This window comes from Caballeronia sp. LZ003 (genome assembly GCF_031451465.1).
In the GTDB taxonomy this organism is placed as follows: Bacteria; Pseudomonadota; Gammaproteobacteria; order Burkholderiales; family Burkholderiaceae; genus Caballeronia.
Map to the genome: position 1 here is coordinate 3044449 of NZ_JARUXJ010000001.1, position 21970 is coordinate 3066418.

General features: G+C 62.0%; 19 protein-coding genes, 1 tRNA gene and 2 riboswitches. Of the genes, 6 read left to right on the top strand and 14 right to left on the bottom strand.

The features are described from left to right. Positions 1–198 precede the first annotated feature (198 nt). The 4 genes from flgM (at position 199) to flhA (ending at position 5049) form a co-directional block, all read left to right on the top strand. Positions 199–522 carry a flagellar biosynthesis anti-sigma factor FlgM gene (flgM, locus tag QCE79_RS13840; protein ID WP_309844839.1) on the top strand — a complete coding sequence of 108 codons (324 nt, stop codon included), beginning with the start codon at positions 199–201 and terminating at the stop codon, positions 520–522. A gap of 109 nt (positions 523–631) precedes the next feature. Further along, positions 632–1066, top strand: coding sequence for a flagella synthesis protein FlgN (locus QCE79_RS13845; RefSeq protein ID WP_250466048.1), 435 nt, complete (start codon positions 632–634; stop codon positions 1064–1066). A 681-nt stretch (positions 1067–1747) separates the two neighbouring features. Beyond that, positions 1748–2956 (top strand): flagellar biosynthesis protein FlhB, encoded by a 1209-nt coding sequence (gene flhB / locus QCE79_RS13850; RefSeq protein ID WP_244826564.1) that lies wholly within the window; start codon positions 1748–1750, stop codon positions 2954–2956. Then, the gene (flhA, locus tag QCE79_RS13855) at positions 2953–5049 is read left to right on the top strand and encodes a flagellar biosynthesis protein FlhA (protein WP_244826565.1); all 2097 of its coding nucleotides are present in this window, start codon (positions 2953–2955) and stop codon (positions 5047–5049) included. The genes flhB and flhA overlap by 4 nt, the downstream gene beginning before the upstream one ends. Positions 5050–5071: 22 nt before the next feature. Here the strand turns inward: flhA and QCE79_RS13860 are convergent, their stop codons facing one another. The 10 genes from QCE79_RS13860 to QCE79_RS13905 all read right to left on the bottom strand — a co-directional run bounded on the left by QCE79_RS13860 (position 5072) and on the right by QCE79_RS13905 (position 16547). Beyond that, positions 5072–5824 carry a hypothetical protein gene (locus tag QCE79_RS13860; RefSeq protein ID WP_309844844.1) on the bottom strand — a complete coding sequence of 251 codons (753 nt, stop codon included), beginning with the start codon at positions 5822–5824 and terminating at the stop codon, positions 5072–5074. After that, positions 5818–6315: a hypothetical protein gene (locus QCE79_RS13865; RefSeq protein WP_309844847.1), complete on the bottom strand. Its 498-nt coding sequence runs from the start codon at positions 6313–6315 to the stop codon at positions 5818–5820. Before QCE79_RS13865 ends, QCE79_RS13860 begins: the two co-directional genes overlap by 7 nt. A 152-nt stretch (positions 6316–6467) precedes the next feature. Then, positions 6468–7856, bottom strand: coding sequence for an L-serine ammonia-lyase (locus QCE79_RS13870; RefSeq protein ID WP_250466053.1), 1389 nt, complete (start codon positions 7854–7856; stop codon positions 6468–6470). A 33-nt stretch (positions 7857–7889) separates the two neighbouring features. Continuing rightward, positions 7890–8936 (bottom strand): alginate lyase family protein, encoded by a 1047-nt coding sequence (locus QCE79_RS13875; protein WP_250509721.1) that lies wholly within the window; start codon positions 8934–8936, stop codon positions 7890–7892. Between the two features lie 172 nt (positions 8937–9108). Then, on the bottom strand, positions 9109–12039 hold the full coding sequence (gcvP, locus tag QCE79_RS13880) for an aminomethyl-transferring glycine dehydrogenase (protein WP_309844850.1): 2931 nt from the start codon (positions 12037–12039) through the stop codon (positions 9109–9111). Between the two features lie 57 nt (positions 12040–12096). Next, positions 12097–12477 carry a glycine cleavage system protein GcvH gene (gcvH, locus tag QCE79_RS13885; protein WP_250466057.1) on the bottom strand — a complete coding sequence of 127 codons (381 nt, stop codon included), beginning with the start codon at positions 12475–12477 and terminating at the stop codon, positions 12097–12099. Between the two features lie 75 nt (positions 12478–12552). Beyond that, a complete protein-coding gene (gene gcvT, locus QCE79_RS13890; protein ID WP_309844854.1) occupies positions 12553–13674 on the bottom strand; it encodes a glycine cleavage system aminomethyltransferase GcvT in 1122 nt (373 codons plus the stop codon). Positions 13675–13799: 125 nt separating this feature from the next. Continuing rightward, a riboswitch (glycine riboswitch) is annotated at positions 13800–13918 on the bottom strand. A 22-nt stretch (positions 13919–13940) separates the two neighbouring features. Further along, a riboswitch (glycine riboswitch) is annotated at positions 13941–14054 on the bottom strand. 105 nt (positions 14055–14159) lie between these two features. Next, positions 14160–14552, bottom strand: a complete 393-nt coding sequence (locus tag QCE79_RS13895; protein ID WP_309844857.1) for a hypothetical protein — start codon at positions 14550–14552, stop codon at positions 14160–14162. Then, positions 14549–15349 (bottom strand): hypothetical protein, encoded by an 801-nt coding sequence (locus QCE79_RS13900; protein ID WP_309844858.1) that lies wholly within the window; start codon positions 15347–15349, stop codon positions 14549–14551. Before QCE79_RS13900 ends, QCE79_RS13895 begins: the two co-directional genes overlap by 4 nt. Positions 15350–15503: 154 nt before the next feature. Next, complete coding sequence (locus QCE79_RS13905; RefSeq protein WP_309844862.1) at positions 15504–16547, bottom strand: oxidoreductase; 1044 nt, start codon at positions 16545–16547, stop codon at positions 15504–15506. Positions 16548–16858: 311 nt separating this feature from the next. On the opposite strand from QCE79_RS13905, the gene QCE79_RS13910 reads away from it, so the two are divergent. Then, entirely contained in the window at positions 16859–18946 is a 2088-nt protein-coding gene (locus QCE79_RS13910) for a UvrD-helicase domain-containing protein (protein WP_244826576.1), read from the top strand. A 197-nt stretch (positions 18947–19143) separates the two neighbouring features. Here the strand turns inward: QCE79_RS13910 and QCE79_RS13915 are convergent, their stop codons facing one another. After that, positions 19144–20043, bottom strand: a complete 900-nt coding sequence (locus tag QCE79_RS13915; protein ID WP_309844865.1) for a c-type cytochrome — start codon at positions 20041–20043, stop codon at positions 19144–19146. A gap of 304 nt (positions 20044–20347) precedes the next feature. On the opposite strand from QCE79_RS13915, the gene QCE79_RS13920 reads away from it, so the two are divergent. Continuing rightward, positions 20348–20423 (top strand) — tRNA-Arg (locus QCE79_RS13920). A gap of 364 nt (positions 20424–20787) precedes the next feature. Here the strand turns inward: QCE79_RS13920 and QCE79_RS13925 are convergent. The 3 genes from QCE79_RS13925 to QCE79_RS13935 all read right to left on the bottom strand — a co-directional run. Next, positions 20788–21090 (bottom strand): phage head closure protein, encoded by a 303-nt coding sequence (locus QCE79_RS13925; RefSeq protein WP_309844867.1) that lies wholly within the window; start codon positions 21088–21090, stop codon positions 20788–20790. Positions 21091–21119: 29 nt separating this feature from the next. Then, positions 21120–21443: a head-tail connector protein gene (locus QCE79_RS13930; RefSeq protein WP_309844870.1), complete on the bottom strand. Its 324-nt coding sequence runs from the start codon at positions 21441–21443 to the stop codon at positions 21120–21122. Continuing rightward, the coding region (locus QCE79_RS13935) for a phage portal protein (protein WP_309844872.1) at positions 21424–21970 on the bottom strand (547 nt) is incomplete at its 5' end. The genes QCE79_RS13930 and QCE79_RS13935, both read right to left, overlap by 20 nt.

A 21970-nucleotide genomic window follows, 5' to 3' on the forward strand; every position in this document is an offset into this window, starting at 1 on the left:
TCGGTCTGAAAGAGCCGCTAGAGCCCTTATGTGGACCAGATAACAGTTTGTTTCACTTTGTTGCAATTGCTCTGAAGCCCGCCCCGTAAGGCTTTTCGGGCGACGAGCGAGTCGATGCCCCGTATGGGTCCCCCGGTTGGGTAAAGTTTCCAAACACCCCCGCCGATAAAGGACTCAACAAGTACGGGAATAGACATCGTGAAAATCGAATCGAATAGCAACATCGCACTGGCTGGAATTCAAGACGCTACGCAACGTGCATCGCAAAACGACGCCAAGAGCGCTTCTAGCGTGGCGCAAGCCGGCACGACCGCCGCGCAGAACTCGAAAGTGAGTCTGTCATCGCTGTCGTCGGGTCTGCGCGCGTCGAACAGCGCCGACGTCGATACGGCGAAAGTCGATTCGATCAAGGCAGCACTGCGCGACGGCAGCTACAAGATCGACGCCGGCAAGATCGCCGACGGCATGCTGGGTTCCGCGCGCGACATGCTGCAAACCAGAACCGCGCCCGCTGGCGCCTGAGTTCTTTCTCCGCCGCGCCCGCTTTCGCTTCGAAAGCAGACGCGCAACGGAACCGGAATTCGACGGCGGCAGGCGCATTGTGAAACCCGCGTTTTTTTAGCGAGCTGCAATGAGAGACGCCCTGCTGTCCACCGTTACCGAAGAAGTCGCCGCCGTTCTGGCGTTCGAAGCCCTCCTCGCCCACGAGGAAAAGGCGCTGATCGCCGCGCAGCCGCTCGAAGCGCTGCCTGGAATCATCGAGAACAAGACCGAGTTGACCGAGCGCATCGCCGCGCTCGAGAAAGATCGCGACGCGCATTTGCACGCGCTCGACCTGCCGGGCGGTTTCGCCGGCATGGAAGTCGCCGCTCAGGGCGATGCGCGCATCGCCGAGCAATGGGCGTTGTTGTGCGCCGCCGCTCGCCGTGCGCGTCAAGGCAACAACAACAACGGCGTGTTGATCCGCACGCGCATGGAATACAACCGCAAGGCGCTCGCCGCGTTGCAGGTTGCGCCGTCGAAGGCGGGCTTTTACGGGCCGGATGGGCGGTTGCCGGGAGCTTGAGGATTTGTTGGAGGGTTGCATTTGCCGGGTGCGCTTTCGGGCCGGCGCGGCTTGCTCCGCTGGCATTCGGTAAACGACAGCCGTTCTTTTCAACGCTTTCCCGGGCTTCTTGTCTCGATCGGGGCGCACGTCGCTTGGCGCTCCTGGTTGGCGGCCGAGGCTGGTTATCTGTCGGCGGGTTGGTTTTTCGACGCGGTCGCGCCTGATTCGATCGCCGGCTTGCTGACGCCTCTGGCTCTTGCGAAAGCCCGCTGTTTTGCAGTCGTTCGAAGCTCCGCGCAGCCTCTAGCCGGGCGGGCGCGGTGAACGATCCGCGCCTTTCGAACCGTCGGCACATGATTCCGCCGAGTGTGCCGATGGTCGCAGCGGCAAGCGTCGACGCTTCCTTTCACCGATAAGCCTCGCACTTCTTGTAGTGTCGGAGCTTGCTTTAGTCCGCTTGCGTCCGACTTTCGGCGCATGCCAACGCTTATATCCGATCGGCGCGGCACATCGCCGGATCAACGCTTCCGCCGCGCGGCGCGTCCGTCCCAACGCCTCTCATCACCCGAACAAACCCCCTTTCCCCGGCCTTATCCGCCGATGGTGGCTCGACGTCCTCCGCAATAATCGCTTTCATCAAGAAGCGGCTTCGCGCCGCGTGCATGGCGATTAACGCAGTCGAACCGGAGTCGAAGCGCAGTGGCAGAAGAAAGCGATCTCGAAAAAACCGAATCAGCCACTCCCAGGCGCCTTGAAAAGGCGCGGGAGGAAGGCCAGGTTGCGCGCTCGCGGGAACTCGCATCGTTCGCGCTCCTCGCGGCGGGATTTTTCGGGGTATGGGGTTTGTCGGGTCCGATCTACGGTCATCTGCAAGGCATTCTGCGCGGCGCGTTCACCTTCAATCACGAGAACGTGCTCGATACTCACCAGATGATGATCGGCGCTGCCAACGCCAGCAAGGAAGGCATGCTCGCCATGCTGCCGGTGCTCGCGCTCACCGCCGCCGCCGCGCTCGCCGCACCCATGGCGCTCGGCGGCTGGCTCATCACCACGAAGCCGCTTGCCCCGAACTTCGGCCGGCTCAATCCGATCAGCGGCCTCGGCAAGATGTTCTCGTCGAACGGTCCGATCCAGCTCGGCATGTCGATGCTGAAAACCGTGGTCGTCGGCGGCATGGCGGGCTCGGCCATGTGGAGCCGCAAGGCCGAAGTGCTCGGTCTTTTGACCAAGCCGCTCGACCTCGCGCTCGCCGACGCCATGCATCTGCTGTTCGTGTGCTGCGGCATGGCCATCGGCGGCCTCTTTCTCGTCGCCGCCGTCGATGTGCCGTATCAGCTTTATTCGCACGCAAAGAAGCTGCGCATGAGCAAGGAAGAAGTGAAGCGCGAACACAAGGAAAGCGAAGGCGACCCGCACGTGAAGGGCCGCATCCGTGCGCAACAACGCGCCGCCGCCCGGCGCCGCATGATGCAGGCAATTCCGACCGCCGATGTCATCGTCACCAACCCGACGCACTTCGCCGTCGCGCTCAAATACGCCGATGGCGAAATGCGCGCGCCGAAGGTCGTCGCCAAGGGTGTGGATCTGGTGGCCGCGCGTATCCGCGAATTGGGCCGCGAGCATAACGTGCCGCTGCTCGAAGCGCCGCCGCTTGCGCGTGCGCTCTATCACAACGTGGAAATCAACCGCGAGATTCCGGGGGCGCTGTACGGCGCTGTCGCGCAGGTGCTGGCGTGGGTTTATCAGCTGCGCCGGTATCGCGAAGACGGCGGCGCCAAGCCGGACGATCCGTCCGATCTCGAAGTACCGAAAGAACTCGACAAGGGCAGCGTCTCCGACGCCGATGCCGAACAAGAAGCCGCCGACGTACTCGGCGCCGATGACACCTCGAATGGAGCCGCAGCATGAACGCGCGCGCTGGATTTTTCGCCAAACGGCCCGACGCGCTCGGCACGCAGAATTTGCGCGCGCTCGCCGGTCCGATCCTGATCTGCATGATCCTCGGCATGATGATCTTGCCGTTGCCGGCGTTCCTGCTGGATTTGCTGTTCACCTTCAACATCGCGCTCTCGGTGATGGTGCTGCTCGTCAGCATGTACACACAGAAGCCGCTCGACTTCGCGGCCTTCCCCGCCGTGCTGCTGTTCTCGACGCTGCTGCGCCTGTCGCTGAACGTGGCGTCCACGCGGATCGTGCTGCTCGAAGGTCATACCGGCCCGGACGCTGCCGGTCAGGTGATCGAATCGTTCGGCCACTTTCTCGTTGGCGGCAATTTCGCCGTGGGTATCGTCGTCTTCGTGATTCTGATGATCATCAACTTCATGGTGATCACGAAGGGCGCGGGACGTATCGCGGAAGTCGGCGCGCGCTTCACTCTCGACGCGATGCCCGGCAAGCAGATGGCCATCGACGCCGACCTGAACGCCGGCCTCATCAACGAAGAAACCGCGAAGAAGCGCCGCACGGCGGTGGCGCAAGAAGCCGAGTTCTACGGTTCGATGGACGGTGCGAGCAAGTTCGTGCGCGGCGACGCGATCGCGGGCTTGCTGATCATGGTGATCAACATCGTGGGCGGGCTGATCGTCGGCATGCTTCAGCACGACATGGACTTCGGCCACGCGGCGACGAACTACACGCTCCTGACCATCGGCGATGGCCTCGTCGCGCAGATTCCTTCGCTCATCATTTCGACGGCGGCGGGCGTGATCGTGTCGCGCGTCGCGACCGAGGAAGACATCGGTACGCAGTTGACCGGCCAGTTGTTCCAGAACCCGCGCGTGTTGATGATCACGGGCGTGATCATCGGCGTGATGGGGTTGATTCCGGGCATGCCGCACTTTGCGTTCATGCTGCTCGGTGGCGGCTTGATCTACGCCGCGCGTTCGATGAACAAGCGCGCCGAAGCGAAGAAGAAAGCCGGCAACGTTACGGACATCACGCCGGTCGCGGCCGCGCCGGTGGAGAATGCCGAAGCGAGCTGGGACGATGTCGCGCTGATCGATCCGCTCGGCCTTGAAGTGGGCTACCGGCTGATTCCGCTCGTCGATCGCAATACGGATGGAGAATTGCTCAAGCGTATCAAGGGCATTCGCAAGAAGTTCGCTCAGGAAATCGGGTTTTTGCCGCCTGTCATTCATATTCGCGACAACCTGGAATTGCGGCCGAATGGGTATCGCATTGCGCTGAAGGGCGTGGAAGTGGGCGTTGGCGAAGTGTTTCCGGGACAGTGGCTCGCGATCAATCCGGGGCAGGTGTCGGTGACTTTGCCGGGCCCGCAGACGCAGGACCCGGCGTTCGGCTTGCCGGCAGTGTGGATCGACACGAATATGCGCGAACAGGCGCAGGTTTATGGCTACACGGTCGTCGATGCCAGCACGGTGGTCGCGACGCATTTGAATCATCTCGTCGTGACGCACGCGGCGGAATTGCTTGGGCGTCAGGAAGTGCAGGCGTTGCTGGATCGTATTGGCAAGGACACGCCGTCGCTCACCGAGGATCTCGTGCCGAAGACCATTTCGCTCACGCTGTTGCAGAAGGTGCTGCAGAATTTGCTCGACGAAAGCGTGCCGATTCGCGACATGCGCACCATTCTCGACGCGGTGCAGGAGCACGCGCCGCGACTCGCCGATCCGTACGAGCTTACGGCCGCGGTGCGCCTTGCGCTCGGCCGCGCGATTTCGCAGCAGTGGTTTCCGGGCACCGACGACCTTCAGGTGATGGGCCTCGATCCGATGCTGGAGCGTGTGTTGTCGCAGGCGCTTTCGACGGGCGCGAACCCTGGACTGGAGCCGGGGCTTGCGCAGACGCTGATGAACTCGACGCAGAACGCGATGCTGCGTCAGCAGAACTTGGGCTTGCCGCCGGTGCTGCTCGTGCAGCATTCGCTACGCGCGATGCTTGCGCGGTTCCTGCGCCGGAGTCTGCCGCAGTTGAAGGTGCTTTCTTATGCGGAAGTGCCGGATACGCGGAATGTGAAAGTGGTTAATTTGATTGGGGCTTGAGGTGCGGGCCTTGATTCGATAATCAATTAAGCGTGGCGCTGATCAGACTTCGAAGATTGCGCGCATCGAACACAACGGTTTTCCACGTGTAGTAATTCGCGCGTTCGAACTGAATCTTGCCGACCGCTTGTTGCGACTCCGCAATTGCCAAGACCGCGCCCGGCATCTTTTGGGCGCGGTACTGCAAATGAATGATCTCCCCTTCTAGAAGACGCTTCGCGCTCGTCGCGGCAATCACGATGGAAGGCGTGGGCGTATCGATGACATGGTCGGCGATCAAGCCACCGGAGATCGGCAACTCAACGTCCGACACATGCGCGAGGCCCAAATCGCTTGCAATCTCGTCAATCGCGCATTTCAAGCGGACCGTGAACTCATTGCTTCCCTGGCGTTCGGCGCGAGACGTAGCTACGCCATAAAGCTGTTGCGCTGCCTCAGCGACGCGGAACACATAGGGCGCAAGAAGACGTTCGTCGATTGTCGTAGCTCGGATTACTTCGTCATCGCACAGGCGCGCCGGACTGTCTTGAGCAAACGCTTCCGACCAGCGCTCGACGGCGCCCGACTCGACATCGCCACCCGCCATACTTGCGTGAAAGCAGGCTTCTCCGTTTTCATCGATAACAAAACCGTCGTCGCGAGAACGAATACGCACCACCACGCGATCGCCTGTTCCCGGATATTCGAGCGGCGTAATGACGCGATACACGCCGTTCGAGTCAGCGTGAACTTCGAATAGCGCGCAGATTGTTTGTTTAAGTGTGTCTGCTAGCACGATAAGTCGCCCTGGCCGTCTTGCTCGTTTGAGATCGTGATGCCCGTCGCCTTACAGAACAACACGATCAAAGCGCCACGATCATTTTCCGCACGTGGATCGAAACGTTTCGACGACTTAAGGTTAAGCTCCGGCGCGCCCGGCAGCAAGCGGTTCCGATAATCGCTTGTCGTCCGACACGGCACCTTGCAGTGCAAACCCTTATGGCTTGGATGGTAGTGAAACTCGAGCAAGGGATAGAGATCGCCCTTCGGCAGCGAGCAAAGCAGATGCGCGTAGAACGCGCGGTCTTCGAGTTGTTCTCCGTCGCGCCAAACGAACAATACGAAGTGGTCGTCCGACACGCGAATGAGTTCGGTGGCGTGAACGCGCGGCCTCGCCATCCGATTAAATGGCTTCGGCCACTTGTTCTTGACCATCTGCTTGAACTTTGGCGAGCCGGTCAGCGTTTTGCGCACTTGCTTATGCGCAGCAAGATCCTGTGGAAGCAAGGCGGTCTCTCAAGTATTTGAAGCGACCGCGTCGCACCGAAGGAGCAGTCGATAGATTCGCTTTAGTTCTATCGATGCTAACCGCCTTGCGTGATGGAAACTGCTTCGTCCACCGAATTTTTGAATCGCCCTGACAATTTCTGCTTGGAGCCTCAACACTCCACGATATTCACCGCCAACCCACCCCGCGAAGTCTCCTTATACTTCGTCTTCATATCCGCCCCTGTCTCGCGCATGGTTTTAATGACCGAATCCAGCGATACATAATGCGATCCATCGCCACGCATCGCCATGCGCGCCGCGTTGACGGCCTTCACCGATCCCATCGCGTTACGTTCGATGCACGGAATCTGCACCATGCCGCCCACCGGGTCGCACGTGAGCCCAAGGTTGTGCTCCATGCCGATTTCCGCCGCGTTCTCCACCTGCGCGGGCGTGCCGCCCATCACCGCCGCAAGTCCCCCGGCGGCCATCGAGCACGCAACGCCCACTTCGCCCTGACATCCCACTTCCGCGCCAGAAATCGACGCGTTCATCTTGTAGAGGATGCCAATGGCCGCCGCCGTCAGCAGAAAATCGATCACGCCCTGCGCATTCGATCCCGGCAAAAACCGATCGTAGTAATGCAGTACCGCTGGAATGATGCCCGCCGCGCCGTTCGTCGGCGCCGTCACCACGCGGCCGCCGACCGCGTTCTCTTCATTCACGGCGATGGCGTAGAGGTTGATCCAGTCCATCATCGATAGCGGATCGCGCAGCGCCTGCTCGGGTTTGCCGGCGAGCGCGCGATACAACACCGGCGCACGCCGCTTCACCTGGAACGGACCCGGCAGATGCCCATCCGCATCCGGATTGCCGATGCCGCAGCCGCGCGCGACGCAATCCTGCATCACGTCCCAGATTCGCAACAAGCCCGCGCGAATCTCGTCCTCGCTACGCCACACGCGCTCGTTTTCCCACATCAGTTGCGCGATGGACTTGCCCGAATCGGCGCACATCTTCATCAACTCATCGCCCGTCTTGAAGGCGTAGGGCAAGTGTTCGATGGCCGTAAGCACCGCCGTGTTCGCCGCGCCCGCCGTCACCACGAAGCCGCCGCCCACTGACAGATACGTCGCCTCGCGCAACGGCTCGCCGCTCGCGTCGAATGCGTGCAGCTTCATGCCGTTCGGATGCTCCGGCAACGCCTGCCGATAGAACGCAATGTTCTCCTTCAGCGTGAACGGAATCTTGTGCGTGCCGAGCAGCGCGAGCGTCCTGGACGTGCGTACGGTTTCGAGGCGCGGCGCGATGGTGCCCGCATCGACCGTGTCGGGGGCATCGCCCATCAAGCCGAGCATGACGCCGCGGTCCGTGCCGTGGCCTTTACCCGTCGCACCGAGCGATCCGTACAGCTCGCATTTCACCGATGCCACCGCGTCCAGCAGCCCATCGCGTTCGAGCCCTTGCGCGAACATCAGCGCGGCGCGCATCGGGCCCACGGTATGTGAGCTCGAAGGTCCGATGCCGATCTTGAAGAGGTCGAATACGCTGACTGCCATAAATGCTCCTTGCTTGAGCTGCTTGAGACGGGATCATCGCGCCGGCAACGGCAGACACACCGCGAGCCACGCAGGCGGCGTCGGCGCGAGCCGCAACGCCACCGGCGCATAACGGCCGTCGAGACGCGCCGCGAGATGAAAGAGTTCCGCAGAGTTTTTCGGGTCCCACTGACCCGAGAATCCCGGCAATCCGGCCTCGCGACGCTTGGCATCGAAAGACACGGTCGAATGCACGAATTCGTCATGCGTGCGGGTGCCGAGCGCATACGGGGTAAGCCAGTTGAGCGCTTGCGCGAGCGTTGCGCCCGACTGCGCGCGCTCCGGCAGCCAGTTGCGGTTATGCCGTCGCGCGGCCAGCGCCGCCGTCACAAGCGGCTGAAGATCGTAGGTGACGTAGCGCAAGGCATCGCGTTCGGCGAAATCGACGGTCGACCCATCCGGCGCGATGTTGTCGCCGATATGCTCGACGAACAGCCGCTGCGCCGCGTTGATGAGCTTGCGGTCGTCGATGGTGAATGCGCCCATCGCCACCAGCTTCACGCGATGACTCTGCCAGTTGTTCCGATACGTGCCCGTGAGCGGGCGCTTCTGCTTGTCCATGTCGGCGACGTAGCCCGTCACCATCTTCGTGATGAACGCGTTCGCCGCGTTGCGCGTCTTCACCGGCAACGCGCTCGCGGTCAGATCGTAGGCGAGGATCAGCGACTCGAAGTTGGTCTCGTCGATCGGATTGAAACTCGGCTGATACGTTGTCGTCCACGCGAACAGAAAGCGGTCGACGAGACGCAGATAACGCTCGTCGCCGGTCGCGCGCCAGGCGAGCGCGGCATCGCGCATCAAGCCGAGATCCTTTTCGGCTTCGATGCTCTCGTCGCGTATGCCTTCGTGCGGCAGCGTGCCTTCGGTATGCAATTTCGCGAGCGGCTTCGGCTGGTCGTTGACGTGCGATTGCACCATCTGCACGAGCGCCTTCACGCCGGGATCGGCATTGGTGCGCTCGCTCGTCTGCATGGCGGGCGCGGCACAGAAATTCATCGCCGCATGCGCGGACGGCGCGGCGCAAGCCAACGCCCACAGCATGAATCGCGCGGCATGGAAGCGCTTCGTCTCGTTCACCTCTCGCACCCTTGTCGCCATATGAACTCCCTGTTTTGGCTTTTGGTCCGGGGTGAGATGTTAGCCCTTCTGACTCGCGCTGCAAAACCGCCCGACAATGCTTGACGTTTCCGGGCGGTTCCGCGGTTTTGATCGATTACTCGTCCGTGTACTCCGAGATCGGCACGCACGAGCACATCAGATTGCGGTCGCCATACGCGTTATCCGCGCGGCCAACCGGCGACCAATACTTGCGCGTCACGAGCGACTTCAGCGGATACGCCGCCGCTTCACGCGTGTACTTGTGGTCCCACGCATCCGACGTAACGACCGCCGCCGTGTGCGGCGCGTTCTTCAGCACGTTGTCTTCGCGATCCGCGCTGCCTTCTTCCACCGCGCGAATCTCGTTGCGAATGGCGATCATCGCGTCGATGAAGCGATCCAGCTCTTCCTTCGACTCCGATTCGGTCGGTTCCACCATCAGCGTGCCGGGCACCGGAAAGCTCATCGTCGGCGCGTGGAAGCCGTAGTCGATCAGACGCTTGGCCACGTCTTCCACCGAGATGCCGCTCGATTCCTTGATCGGCCGGACATCGAGAATGCATTCGTGCGCGACGAGCCCGCCCGGCCCGCTATACAGCACCGGATAATGCGGCGCGAGGCGCTTCGCGACGTAGTTGGCCGCGAGAATCGCGCTTGCCGTCGCGGCGGTGAGACCTTCCGCGCCCATCATCGCGATATACATCCACGAGATCGGCAAGATCGCGGCCGAGCCGTAGGGCGCCGACGATACCGCGCCGATGCCCGCGTCATCGCGCTTGTAACCGGTCGAAGCCTGATTCGGCAGAAACTTGGCCAGATGCGCTCCAACCGCTACCGGACCCACGCCCGGTCCGCCGCCGCCGTGCGGAATGCAGAACGTCTTGTGCAAGTTCAGATGCGAGACATCGCCGCCGAACTGGCCGGGCGCGGTGAGGCCGACCATCGCATTCATGTTCGCGCCATCGACATACACCTGGCCGCCGTGCGCGTGCACGATCTCGCAGATTTCGCGGACGTTGCGCTCGAACACGCCATGCGTCGACGGATACGTGATCATGATCGCCGCGAGATTCGCCGAATGCTTTTCGGCCTTCGCCTTCAGGTCTTCGATATCGACATTGCCGTTCGTATCGCATGCAACGACGACGACCTGCATGCCCGCCATCTGCGCCGAAGCCGGATTCGTGCCGTGCGCTGACGCCGGAATCAGACATACATTGCGATGCCCTTCGCCGCGCGACTCGTGATACGCGTGAATGATGAGCAAGCCGGCGTATTCGCCCTGCGAACCGGCGTTCGGCTGCAACGACACCGCCGCATAGCCGGTGCACGCGACGAGCATCTGTTCGAGCTGATCGATCATAGTGCGATAGCCGACCGTCTGTTCCGCCGGCGCGAATGGATGAATTTGCGCGAACTCGGGCCATGTGACCGGCAGCATTTCGGAGGTCGCGTTGAGCTTCATCGTGCAGGAGCCGAGCGGGATCATCGTGCGGTCGAGCGCGAGGTCCTTGTCCGCGAGACTGCGCAGATAGCGCAGCATTTCGTGCTCGGAATGATGGCGATTGAAAACCGGATGCGTGAGGTATTCGCTCGTGCGCTTGAGATCTGCGGGCAATGGATCGGCAAGCGATGCATCGAGCGCGTCGATATCGAACGTCTCGTTCTTGCCCGCGACTTCGGCGAACAGCGCGAAGAGCTTCGTGAGATCGTCGCGCGTCGTGGTTTCATCGAGCGACACACCGACGCGATTCGCGCTCACATGACGCAGATTCACATGCGCGGCGTAAGCGGCCTGATGCAGCGCGTTGGTGCTCGCGCCGCTTTCGATGGTCACGGTATCGAAGAACGTGTCGTTGGTCAGCGCGTAGCCGAGCTTTCGCACGCCCGCCGCGAACACCGACGCGACGCGATTCACGCGCAGCGCAATGGTCTTGAGACCCTGCGGGCCGTGATAGACCGCGTACATGCTCGCCATGATCGCGAGCAGCGCCTGCGCCGTGCAGACATTCGACGTCGCCTTTTCGCGGCGGATATGCTGTTCGCGCGTTTGCAGCGCGAGACGCAGCGCGGAATTGCCTTGCGCGTCGATAGTCACGCCGACGAGACGGCCCGGCATCTGACGCTTGAATTCGTCGCGCACGGCCATGTACGCCGCGTGCGGACCGCCGAAGCCGACCGGCACGCCGAAACGCTGCGTATTGCCGATAGCCACGTCCGCGCCCCATTCGCCCGGCGGCGTGATGAGCGTGAGCGCCAGCAAGTCGGCTGCGGCGATCACGTAACCGCCCGCCGCATGCACCGCTTCGGCGAGCGCGCGGTAGTCGCGAACGTCGCCATTCGCGCCGGGATATTGCAGCAGCACGCCGAATGCGTTCGCGCTCGCGGCATCCGCGGCCGGTCCCACGTGCACGTCGATGCCCGCCGGCTTAGCGCGCGTCTTTACCACTTCGATGGTCTGCGGCAGCACGTCGTCGGCCACATAGAACAGGTTCGATTTCGGCTTGCCGACGCGTTGCAGAAGCGTCATGGCTTCGGCGGCGGCGGTGGCTTCGTCGAGCAGCGACGCGTTCGAGATGGCAAGGCCCGTGAGATCCATCACCATCTGCTGAAAGTTCAGAAGCGCTTCCAGACGCCCTTGCGAAATCTCGGGCTGATACGGCGTATAAGCCGTGTACCACGCCGGATTTTCCAGCACGTTGCGCAGGATCACGCCCGGCGTGTGCGTGCCGTAATAACCCTGGCCGATATACGTGCGAAACACGAGATTCTCGTTCGCCAGCTTGCGCAGCGACGCGAGCGCTTCCGCTTCGCTTTTCGGCTGCGTGAACGCGCCGAGCGGCAGCGTTTCCTGACGGCGGATCGATTCCGGAATCACCGCGTCGATGAACGCCGCGCGCGATGCGAACCCGAGCGCGTCGAGCATGGCGCGCTGGTCGGCATCGTCGGGGCCGATGTGCCGTGCCGCGAATGCGTCATGGCATTCGAGCGCGGCGAGGGACAGGGAGGTGCGGTTCATCAGGTGATCCGGATGTTCGAGCTTCATGTGAATTCCTGCAAAGCGGCCGGTTGGAAACGCAACCGCTTTCGTCATTGAGGTGAGTTATTCGCCGATCGACTTGCCGTAGCCTTCGGCGTCGAGCAGCTTGTCGAGACTGGCGTCGGCGGCCGGCTTGATCTTGAAGAGCCAGCTTTCGTACGGTGCGCCATTCACCGAATCCGGCGACGAAGTCAACGCGTCGTTCGCGGCGACGACTTCGCCCGACACCGGCGCGTAAATATCGGAGGCCGCTTTCACGGATTCGATCACCGCGATGGCGTCGCCCGCCGCGACTGCCTTGCCCGCTGCGGGCAGTTCGACGAACACGATGTCGCCCAGCGCTTCTTGCGCGTGATCGGTAATGCCGATGGTCAGCGTGCCGTCGGATTCGGTGCGGACCCATTCATGCGATTCGGTATATTTCAGATCGGCCGGGATGCTCATTGGATGCTCCTTGCGTAATTCGTTCGTGGGGTTCGTGATCGGATGGCGCGCGCCACGTTCGTCCGCTGTCGGGCCTCAAAGGCTCACGAGCGTCTTGCCGTTGCGCACGAACGGAAGTTTTACCACGCGCGCGGCAACTTGCTTGTCGCGGATGAGCACTTGCACCGTATCGCCGATCGCCACTTGCGTCGGGACGCGAGCGAACGCAATCGACTCCTGCATCGACGGCGAAAACGTGCCGCTCGTGATCTCGCCTTCGCCGTGCGCCGTGACGACCTTCTGATGCGCGCGCAGCACGCCAGCCGCACGCCCGTTCTCCTTGATGAGCACGAGCCCGACGAAGTTCGACTGCGAGCCGTTCGCTTCGAGCGCGGCGCGGCCGACGAAATCGCGCGGGGTTTTCAGGTCGACGGTCCAGGCGAGGCCGGCGTCGAGCGGCGACACGGTTTCATCCATGTCCTGGCCGTAGAGATTCATGCCGGCTTCGAGACGCAAGGTGTCGCGTGCGCCGAGGCCTGCGGGCTTCACGCCGGCTTCACGGAGCGCGTTCCACAGCGCTTCCACGTGCGTGGCGGAAACCACGATCTCGAAGCCGTCCTCGCCCGTGTAGCCGGTGCGCGCGAGCATCAGTTCGCCGAAGGGCGTGGTTGCGAACTTCGCCGCATTGAAGGGTTTGAGCGATTCGGTTTCGGCGCGCGTCTGCGGCAGCACTTGCCAGACCTTTTCGCGTGCATTCGGACCTTGCACCGCGATGATGCCGAAATCGCCGCGCGGGCGGATCGACAGATCGAAACCACCTTCCGCGTTCAGTTGCTGGAACCACGCGATGTCTTTATCCGCCGTGCTCGCGTTCACGACCACGCGGAAACTCGTTTCGGAGAAGTAGTAGACGATCAGATCGTCGATGACGCCGCCGTCGGTCTTGAGCAGGCACGAATACAGTGCGCGGCCGGGCGTCGTCAGCTTGTCGACGTTATTGGCGATGGCGTGCAGAAAGAAGGGCCGAACGGCGTCGCCTTCGAAATCGACGACGCGCATGTGCGATACGTCGAACATGCCCGCGTCGGTTCGGACGGCGTGATGTTCGTCGATTTGCGAACCGTAGTTGACGGGCATGTCCCAGCCGCCGAAATCGACCATGCGCGCGTTGAGCGCGAGGTGGGCGGCATGCAAGGGCGTGTGTTGAAGAGCGGTCATCGGGGCCTCGGTTCGCGAAACAAAAAAGGCCACGCAGCGCGCAGATATCTGCCTTCGCCGCGGACTATGCCTTTGCTCGCTGAATTTCAGCAGCGCAAAGCGCATACCGGCTGGCGGTTGCGATGCGTGACCCCTCTGTCCTCGGTACCTGAGAGATTGCGCGGATCAAAAAAATCCGTCGCGCGCCCCTTCGGTGGGCTGCTGACATCGTTCGATGCCGCTGCCGCTCTCCAGAGTGCGAAAAAATTGCCCGAAAGGGCGATTTCTTCGACGCGGCCGGTCCTTTTGCCTGAGAGTTTGTGGGTGTGCCCCTTCGGCGGCGCGGCTCGCTTGGCGATTTTGGAATCGACAGAAGCCACGCGCTCTCCCGACGCGTGCGGCCGAATTTACGCGACCGAATTGGGCTTGTCAAACGGATTCGGACGGGGCTGAGTGTGCGGTGGAGCGGGTTGTGGCTGGCGACGATGCCTCGCCATGCGTCGGCCTCAGAACGTCGTTGACAGGGTCGAGTTGATTTGCCCCTGAAATGCATCGGTTTTCGGCAAGAACGCCAGACAGTTCGCGACGAGGTCGGTGGCGTCGTGCTGACTAAACGGCTCCGTGAGATGGTAATCCGCGTGCGTACGCACTTTTTTTAGGTCGATGAGCACGTAGGCCAGCGCGCGGCCTTTGTTCCCTACGGTCATGAGCCGATTTGTCAGCCGTTCATGTTGACCGGCAACCTCGCGCGTTGACGGCAAGCAGGCGTCCGCCACGGCAAGCGTTTTGTGATAAGCGGCGTAATAAGCTCGCGACGCGCCGGATCGCCATTCACATTCGCTATTGCCTGCCGACAACTGCTGCGCAAGATGCAGAAGATCGGAAACCTCGATGCTCATTGCACCACCTCCATTAGCGCACTGCGGGAGGCAAGCGCACTAAGCGAACCAACAGGGCGACAGACGAAGGTAATCACCTCTGGGTACGCGTTATCGAAGGTCGTGGTCAATGCCTCGGCAATCGCAAAGTTGACGTTTCCACACTGGCTTGCAGTTTCGTCGACATAAAGCTCGTATCTCGTTGTGTCGTCGTAAATCATCAACCTGCTGCCGCGAATCATGCAGCCCTGCGAGCGGATTGCTTCGACCGCCGTTTCCAACAAAGCAAGCCGTTGCTCGGCATCGACGCCGCAACGAAGAAAGATCTGTGCCGTCGCTTCGATGTCGCGCGGTAGCTCCGCATCGCCTTCGGCAACGGTTGCATTGAGATCATGAGCAAGCATGACTGCCGCCGCCTCTTCGGCATGCAGCGCCGTGACGAATACATGAGCTGCCTTGATCCGGCTTGTCGGGTCGCTACGCTGCGTATCGGCGAGCAAGCGCGCGTAGTTCACCGCCATGCGCGGCTCTCCGAGATCGCACATTAGCGACGCCACATTGGTCAGAATGGTGACGTCATGCCTCGCCAATGCCTGCGCGGCCTCGGAGCAACGAACGCATTCGTCGCGATCACCACGGAGAAACGCGGTGAATGCGAGTACGAGCCAACATATCTCAGGACGTTCGCGGCCCTTGCTCAAGAACGCAAGCGCTTCTCGCTCGATGCGCCTTACCTGGAATTCGTTGCTCTGCGCCGTGATCACCATATCGATCAGATCGCATAGCCATTCTGTTGCAACAGCTTTCGGGACATTCAAGGGAACGCACTCCGGATATTCGTTTGCGGTCGATTCGAAATACTACCGCCTCGATCGCGCCAGGCGTTTGTCTCTTTAATGCGAATTAAATGCCCCTGCTGGAAGGCACGGAATTATTGCCGCAATCGTTCGAGTGAGCGCAAAGGCCGCTTCGTCAATGTCGAACAAACTCCACCCGCCGCCCTTCCTTTTCACTCTGAATAGCCAGCTCGATGATCGCCATCACGTCCACCGCATCCTGCGGCTTAACGGGGAACGGTTTGCCGTCTAACACGGCCCCCGCCAACGCCCGATAAAACTCCACATACGCTCCGTCGCGGGTGGCGAAGGCCTGACGCAGATCGTGATCGCCATCGACTTCGCGCAGCAAGCCTGGCGGGTTCTTGCCGAATTCCGAATGCCCCGGCCGCATGCCGGAGCGCAGTTGATCTTCCTGCACATCGAGCCCGCTCTTCACATAGCTGCCGCGCGTGCCGTGAATCGTGAAACGCGGCGGATCGAGCGCCGCGAGCGCGCTTGCATGCAGAACGACTTCCTTATCCGCATAGCCGAGCACGAGATGCACGTAATCCGGCGCATGCGCGTGGTCGCGATGCGCCTTCACGAACGCCGTCACCGTCGCGGGCGCGCCGAACAACGTGAGCGCCTGATCGATCAGATGCGGCCCGAGATCGAACAGCAAGCCGCCGCCGCGCGATGCTTCCTCACGCCAGCGCTGCGGCACTTTCGGACGAAAGCGGTCGAAATGCGATTCGTAATGCGTGATGCGCCCAAGCCGCCCGCTTTCGATCAACGCGCGCACGGTCATGAAATCGCCATCCCAACGGCGATTGTGGAACGGTGCGAACAGAAGCCCGCGCGATGCGGCGAGATCGGCGAGCGTGCGGGCATCGCGTGAGGAAAGCGTCACGGGTTTGTCGACGACCACATGCTTGCCCGCCGACAACGCGCGATGCGCGAGGTCGAAGTGCGTGTCGTTGGGTGTGGCGATGACGATGCAATCGAGCGCGTCGATGGCGAGGAGCGCATCGAAATCGGCGACGATCCGTGCATCGGGATAATCGGCCTCGGCGCGCTCGGCCTGGCTCGTCGCGATGGCCGTTACCTCCGCGCGGCCGCAGTGTTCGATGACCGGCGCGTGAAACGTCGCGCCCGCCAGACCATAGCCCATCACGCCGACTTTCAGTTTTGAACTCATGCTTGGCGTCCTTTGAATCGGTAATCCGGCTGGATATTGTGGCATGTCAGTCGGACGCGGCGCGCTCGATGCGTCGTTCACGGCGGCGTCACGATCATCCGCCGATTGACGGACGATGGTCCCGTTTGGCGACAAGACGCAATCGCGAGCGCCACCCATCGTCCGAACGAACGAGGGCCAAAACCCGTCGCGTTCTATCGTGTTAACATCGCGCTCTCGCGGATTTTTTGCGGTCGCACGCGCGTCGCTGCGATGCGCGCAGTCCATCAGGCACCGGCGCCGCCGCGAGCCTCAACTCAAAGTCCAAAACGATGTCCGCAGGTCTGAACGCCGCGCAAAGCGAAGCCGTGCGCTATCTCGACGGTCCGTGTCTCGTGCTCGCCGGCGCGGGCAGCGGCAAGACGCGCGTGATCACGCAGAAGATTGCGCATCTGATCGAAGGTCGCGGCTTCGAGCCTCGGCACATTGCCGCCCTCACCTTCACCAACAAGGCCGCGCTCGAAATGCGCGAGCGCACCGCGAAGCTGCTCGAAGGCAAAACGCTCACGACGCCCGGCAAGGAAGGCCGCAAGGTGCCCGTGAATCAGTTGACCATCTGCACGTTTCACTCGCTCGGCGTGCAGATCATGCGTCAGGAAGCGGAACATGTCGGCCTCAAACCGCAGTTCTCCATCATGGATTCGGACGATTGCTTCGGCATGGTTCAGGAGCAGCTCGGCACGACTGACAAGGGCTTGATCCGCAAGGTGCAGTCGATCATCTCGCTGTGGAAGAACGCGATGGTCTCGCCCGATCAGGCGTCCGTGCTCGCGAATAACGAAGACGAGCATCAGGCGGCGATTGTTTATCGGAGCTACGCGGCGACCTTGCATGCATATCAGGCGCTGGATTTCGACGATCTCATCCTGCGTCCCGCGCAACTGTTCGCCGAAAACGAGCAGGTTCGCGACAAGTGGCAGAACCGTCTGCGATATCTCTTGATCGACGAGTATCAGGACACCAACGCCTGTCAGTACGAGTTGTTGAAGCTGCTGGCTGGTCCGCGCGCCGCCTTCACCGCCGTGGGCGACGACGATCAGGCCATTTACGGCTGGCGTGGCGCCACGCTGGAAAACCTCGGACAATTGAGCAAGGACTTCCCGAAACTGCATGTGGTGAAGCTGGAGCAGAACTATCGCTCGACGGTGCGGATTCTGACAGCGGCGAACAATGTGATCGCCAACAATCCCAAACTGTTCGAGAAGAAGCTCTGGTCCGAGCACGGCATGGGCGACAGCATCACCGTGACCGGTTGCAATGACGAAGAGCACGAAGCGGAGTCCGTCGTGTTCCGGCTGTCGGCGCACAAGTTCGAACGGCGCGCGGCGTTTCGCGACTACGCCATTCTGTATCGCGGCAACTTTCAGGCGCGCATCTTCGAACAGGTTTTGCGGCGTGAGCGCATTCCGTATGTGCTGTCGGGCGGGCAGTCGTTTTTCGACCGCGCCGAGATCAAGGACATCATCGCGTATTTGCGGCTGATCGCGAATCCCGACGACGATCCCGCGTTCATCCGCGCGATCACGACGCCGCGTCGCGGTGTCGGCAACACGACGCTCGAAGCGCTCGGCGCGTTCGCCGGCGCGGCGAAGGTGTCGCTCTTCGAGGCCGTGTTCATGGGAGGGATCGAAGCGCGCTTGTCGGCGCGGCAAGTGGAACCGCTGCGCACGTTTTGCGAGTGGATTCGCAGGCTGTCGGACCGCGCCGCGCGCGATCCGGCGAGCACCGTGCTCGACGACATGATGGAAGCGATCCACTACGAAGCGTATCTCTACGATGCCTACGACGAACGGCAGGCGCAATCGAAGTGGCAGAACGTGCTCGAATTCTGCGAGTGGCTCAAGCGCAAGGGCACGAAGCCGGAGCCATCGGCGGAAGCGGAACAGACCGGGTTCGATACGGCCGACGGTCTTTCGGATGACGGCAAGAATCTGCTCGGCCTGATTCAAACCGTCGCGCTGATGTCCATGCTCGAAGGCCGCGACGAAGACCCGGACGCGGTGCGGCTATCGACGGTGCATGCTTCGAAGGGGCTCGAATATCCGCACGTGTTTCTGGTGGGCGTGGAGGAAGGCATCATGCCGCATCGCGGCAGTTCGGACGATGACGCGCCAGTGGATTCCGCGCGTATCGAGGAAGAACGACGGCTCATGTATGTGGCGATCACGCGGGCGCAGCGCAGCCTGCATCTGAACTGGTGCAAGAAGCGCAAGCGTGCGCGGGAAACGGTGGTGTGCGAGCCATCGCGCTTCATCCCCGAGATGCTGCTCGACGATGCACCGCCGCCGACGGCCGAAGAAGCGCCGTTGTCGCCGAAGGATCGGATGGCGATGTTGAAGGCGATGTTGCAGAAGGGGTGATGAGCGCTGTCGCGTTCGGCAGTCTTGAAGCGCGTCGAGCGTATGCACGAGATTTTTCTGCTCTATAAAGCTGCAGACGCGGTCCCGGTGGCTACGGTCGAACGACAAGCCGGCTAACTCCTCGTTCGGCGAATATCGCGTTGTAAAAGCAAAGCCCCGCGACGCTCACACGCACGCAGGGCTTTTACCGCCGCCATTCACTTCGAAGCATTCACCATGTAATCGACGGCGGCTTTCACGTCCGCATCGGATGCGTTCGATCCGCCTTTCGCCGGCATCGCGCCCTTGCCGTGCAGCGCGTAGTTGTAGACGGTGTCCATCGAATCTTTCAAGCGCGGCGCCCATGCTTCCTTGTCGCCGAACTTCGGTGCGTTGAGCACGCCGGCCGCGTGGCACGCCTGACAAACCTGCTCATAGAGCGCCTTGCCGGCTTGCGATGCATCGGCGCTTTGCGCGCCCGCTGCCGGAGCAGCCGCCTGCGGCACCGATGCCAGCGCGGCGACTGCCGCCGCAGCCTGAGCGTTCTCCGTCGAACTCGCGCCAGCCGCCGCGCCGGATGCTCCGGCTGCGGGAGCCGCGGCGCCTGCCGTTGCGCCAGAAGCGGGTTGAGCCGGTTCGGGGAACTTGGCGCCGCCGTCGTTGGCCATGTAGACGACTGCGCGAGCGATTTCGAAGTCGCTATAGTCGTCGGGGCTCGTGCCGCCGCGCGCGGGCATGGCGCCCTTGCCGTTGAGCGCGTTATGCAGAAGCGTGTCGTAGCCTTCGCTGATGCGCGGGGCCCAGGCGCTGGCATCGCCGAACTTGGGCGCGCCTGCGGTTCCTGCCGCGTGACAGGCCGAGCACACGGCCTTGAAGACTTGTTCGCCGGTCTTGTAGACGCGTGGCGCGTTGGCATCGCGGATATCGACTTGAGCGGCCGGTGCAATACGTTCCTTGACCGAAGCTTCGAGGTCGGTGCCGGCGCCGGTGCGAGTCGAGTTATTCACATAGACCGCGAGCAGGATGATGATGGCGACCGGTATACCAAACCCCGCGATCACCGCCGCGATGAGTTGGCCGGGTGTTTTTATTGGGGCTCCGTGGGGTGCTTCGCTCATGCTTGTCTCGTCTCCCGTTTTTTCTAGGTGAGTCGGTTCAGTGACAGCGTGTGGCTACCGCGATTGCCCTCCTTCTGTATGAGGGCACGGTCGATTATAGACGGAACGTTTAACGCAGCGCGTGGGCCGCCTGCTTTGGTTTCACGCGCGTTTACCCGAACCGGCGCGGGTTCCGAGCTTCCACGAAAGGCGCTCGCGCAGGCCGCGCGATGGACGGATTCATCGAAAACAGGTATTCTCTCGGATTCGCATGGGTCTTGCAGACGCTTCTCCAGCGTCCCCCGCAGCCAAGATCCTCGTCAACGCGCCCGTAGCTCAATGGATAGAGTACTGCCCTCCGAAGGCAGGGGTTGCTGGTTCGATCCCAGCCGGGCGCGCCAAGCTTGACAAGGGTTTCCGCCCGATTAGCTGGCTCAAAAGCAAAGGCGATCGTTGAGCAGGGCCGCACGAGGGCCGATCATGGACTTTCGGCTGCGGCTTCTCTATCTGCCCACAGGACGCGTGGATTGGGATGCGTATAAAGGTGACGAAAGATATCTTTCGAATTGCCGTACTTGCAGCAATGATCTCAGGGGCCGTTTGCTGCCGATACTTTCTCGCTGAGGTTTCGTCCCATCGACACGCTTTGCAATCGCTGGCTGCCGAGCAAGCCAAAACAACCGTCATGGCCGAACAACCAAGATAGACCGTTTAGGGCGTTCTGGTTGGCAATTGTCCTCGAATCGGGGGTACGCCTAGGTAAGGTCAGCTTGGCGGCATATCGATGCTGCTCGTCTCGCAGGTGAGATCGACATGCTCACGTCTCGCATAATCGGGCAACACGGCGGTCACGTGAAACGCCGCGTCACCATGGACGACGCGCATGCCCGCCTTCACATCTGTGCGATAGCGAATGCGGATGCTCGCCGTGCCCATCGAAATGTTTGCGTTGGACGCCATCATCTCTTTGCCGCTGAGCATGCGGATGTTTGCGGGCACCGTCGCTACTTCCTCCCAGCGTATTTCAAAATCCTGTGGTTTCGCCTTGGCACGCCGTTCGATGCGCACCGTCCGGTTGAGTGAGCCAGCTCTGAGCATCACGCCACCGCCGGATCACGAAAGCGCATAAGCAACGACTCGACCGCCGGGCTGATTGGACTTGCGCCGCCCTCGCGATCGGCGTACAGGTGCCCCAGCACGAGCAGCACAGCCGAGCGAACCGGTCCCGGCACTGTGCTCGGCGTCAAATCGCTCTCGACTTTCCACTCCTCAGGCGCGGGCTTCTTCAGATAGTCGATCACGATGTCGCTTGCCGCGCTGATGAGGTCGTTGATGGCAGCGTCATCCTCACCGGGCGAGACGCGCAAATGTGCACAGGCACGCGTGATCGACACCAGCGGCTTACTCGGGCTCGTTGCCATCGGTCGGCTCCTCGTTCGGTTCGGTGCGCGCGGCCGTGCTGCTTGGCGCGGGCTGCTTGTCGCGCGCGGCCAGCGCCGAGAGCGCGAAGTTCTGCTGCTGGAGATAGGGCGTGTCGCCGCCTGCGACCGGCGGCAGGTTCTCGGCCGCGCGCGCCTCGTTCGGCATCATCCACCCGCCGCCCACCGCTTTGGAATGCGCGTCGTAGCGTGCTACCGGGTCCATGCGCAACAGATCCCGCACATCGACCTCAAAGCCTTGCCCGTCTGGCACGTCAAGCCCCTCGTCCAGGCAAAGCTCGAGCTCCTCGATCGGCGCTTGCAGACAGTCGGTGTAATAGGACTGCTCAAGCGCGCCGATGTTGGCCGCCGTCTTCGAGCCGGTCGGGTCCGCACCGATCTTGTAGAGCGGCACGTGATAGCAGCGCGCGACATCCTCCACCGCCCATTTGAGTTGCTCGATGAGCTGTGCGTCGATGGCGCTCATCATGACGGTGGCGTATTTCAGGCCGTCCCCGACGACGGCCACG

Coding starts and splice junctions, on each gene's coding strand:
- QCE79_RS13895 (WP_309844857.1), bottom strand. CDS start 14,552: ATGAGCATCGAGGTTTCCGATCTTCTGCATCTTGCGCAGCAGTTGTCG.
- gcvP (WP_309844850.1), bottom strand. CDS start 12,039: ATGAAGCTCGAACATCCGGATCACCTGATGAACCGCACCTCCCTGTCC.
- QCE79_RS13870 (WP_250466053.1), bottom strand. CDS start 7,856: ATGGCAGTCAGCGTATTCGACCTCTTCAAGATCGGCATCGGACCTTCG.
- flhA (WP_244826565.1), top strand. CDS start 2,953: ATGAACGCGCGCGCTGGATTTTTCGCCAAACGGCCCGACGCGCTCGGC.
- QCE79_RS13845 (WP_250466048.1), top strand. CDS start 632: ATGAGAGACGCCCTGCTGTCCACCGTTACCGAAGAAGTCGCCGCCGTT.
- gcvT (WP_309844854.1), bottom strand. CDS start 13,674: ATGACCGCTCTTCAACACACGCCCTTGCATGCCGCCCACCTCGCGCTC.
- QCE79_RS13875 (WP_250509721.1), bottom strand. CDS start 8,936: ATGCTGTGGGCGTTGGCTTGCGCCGCGCCGTCCGCGCATGCGGCGATG.
- QCE79_RS13930 (WP_309844870.1), bottom strand. CDS start 21,443: ATGGCAACGAGCCCGAGTAAGCCGCTGGTGTCGATCACGCGTGCCTGT.
- QCE79_RS13905 (WP_309844862.1), bottom strand. CDS start 16,547: ATGAGTTCAAAACTGAAAGTCGGCGTGATGGGCTATGGTCTGGCGGGC.
- QCE79_RS13915 (WP_309844865.1), bottom strand. CDS start 20,043: ATGAGCGAAGCACCCCACGGAGCCCCAATAAAAACACCCGGCCAACTC.
- QCE79_RS13910 (WP_244826576.1), top strand. CDS start 16,859: ATGTCCGCAGGTCTGAACGCCGCGCAAAGCGAAGCCGTGCGCTATCTC.
- gcvH (WP_250466057.1), bottom strand. CDS start 12,477: ATGAGCATCCCGGCCGATCTGAAATATACCGAATCGCATGAATGGGTC.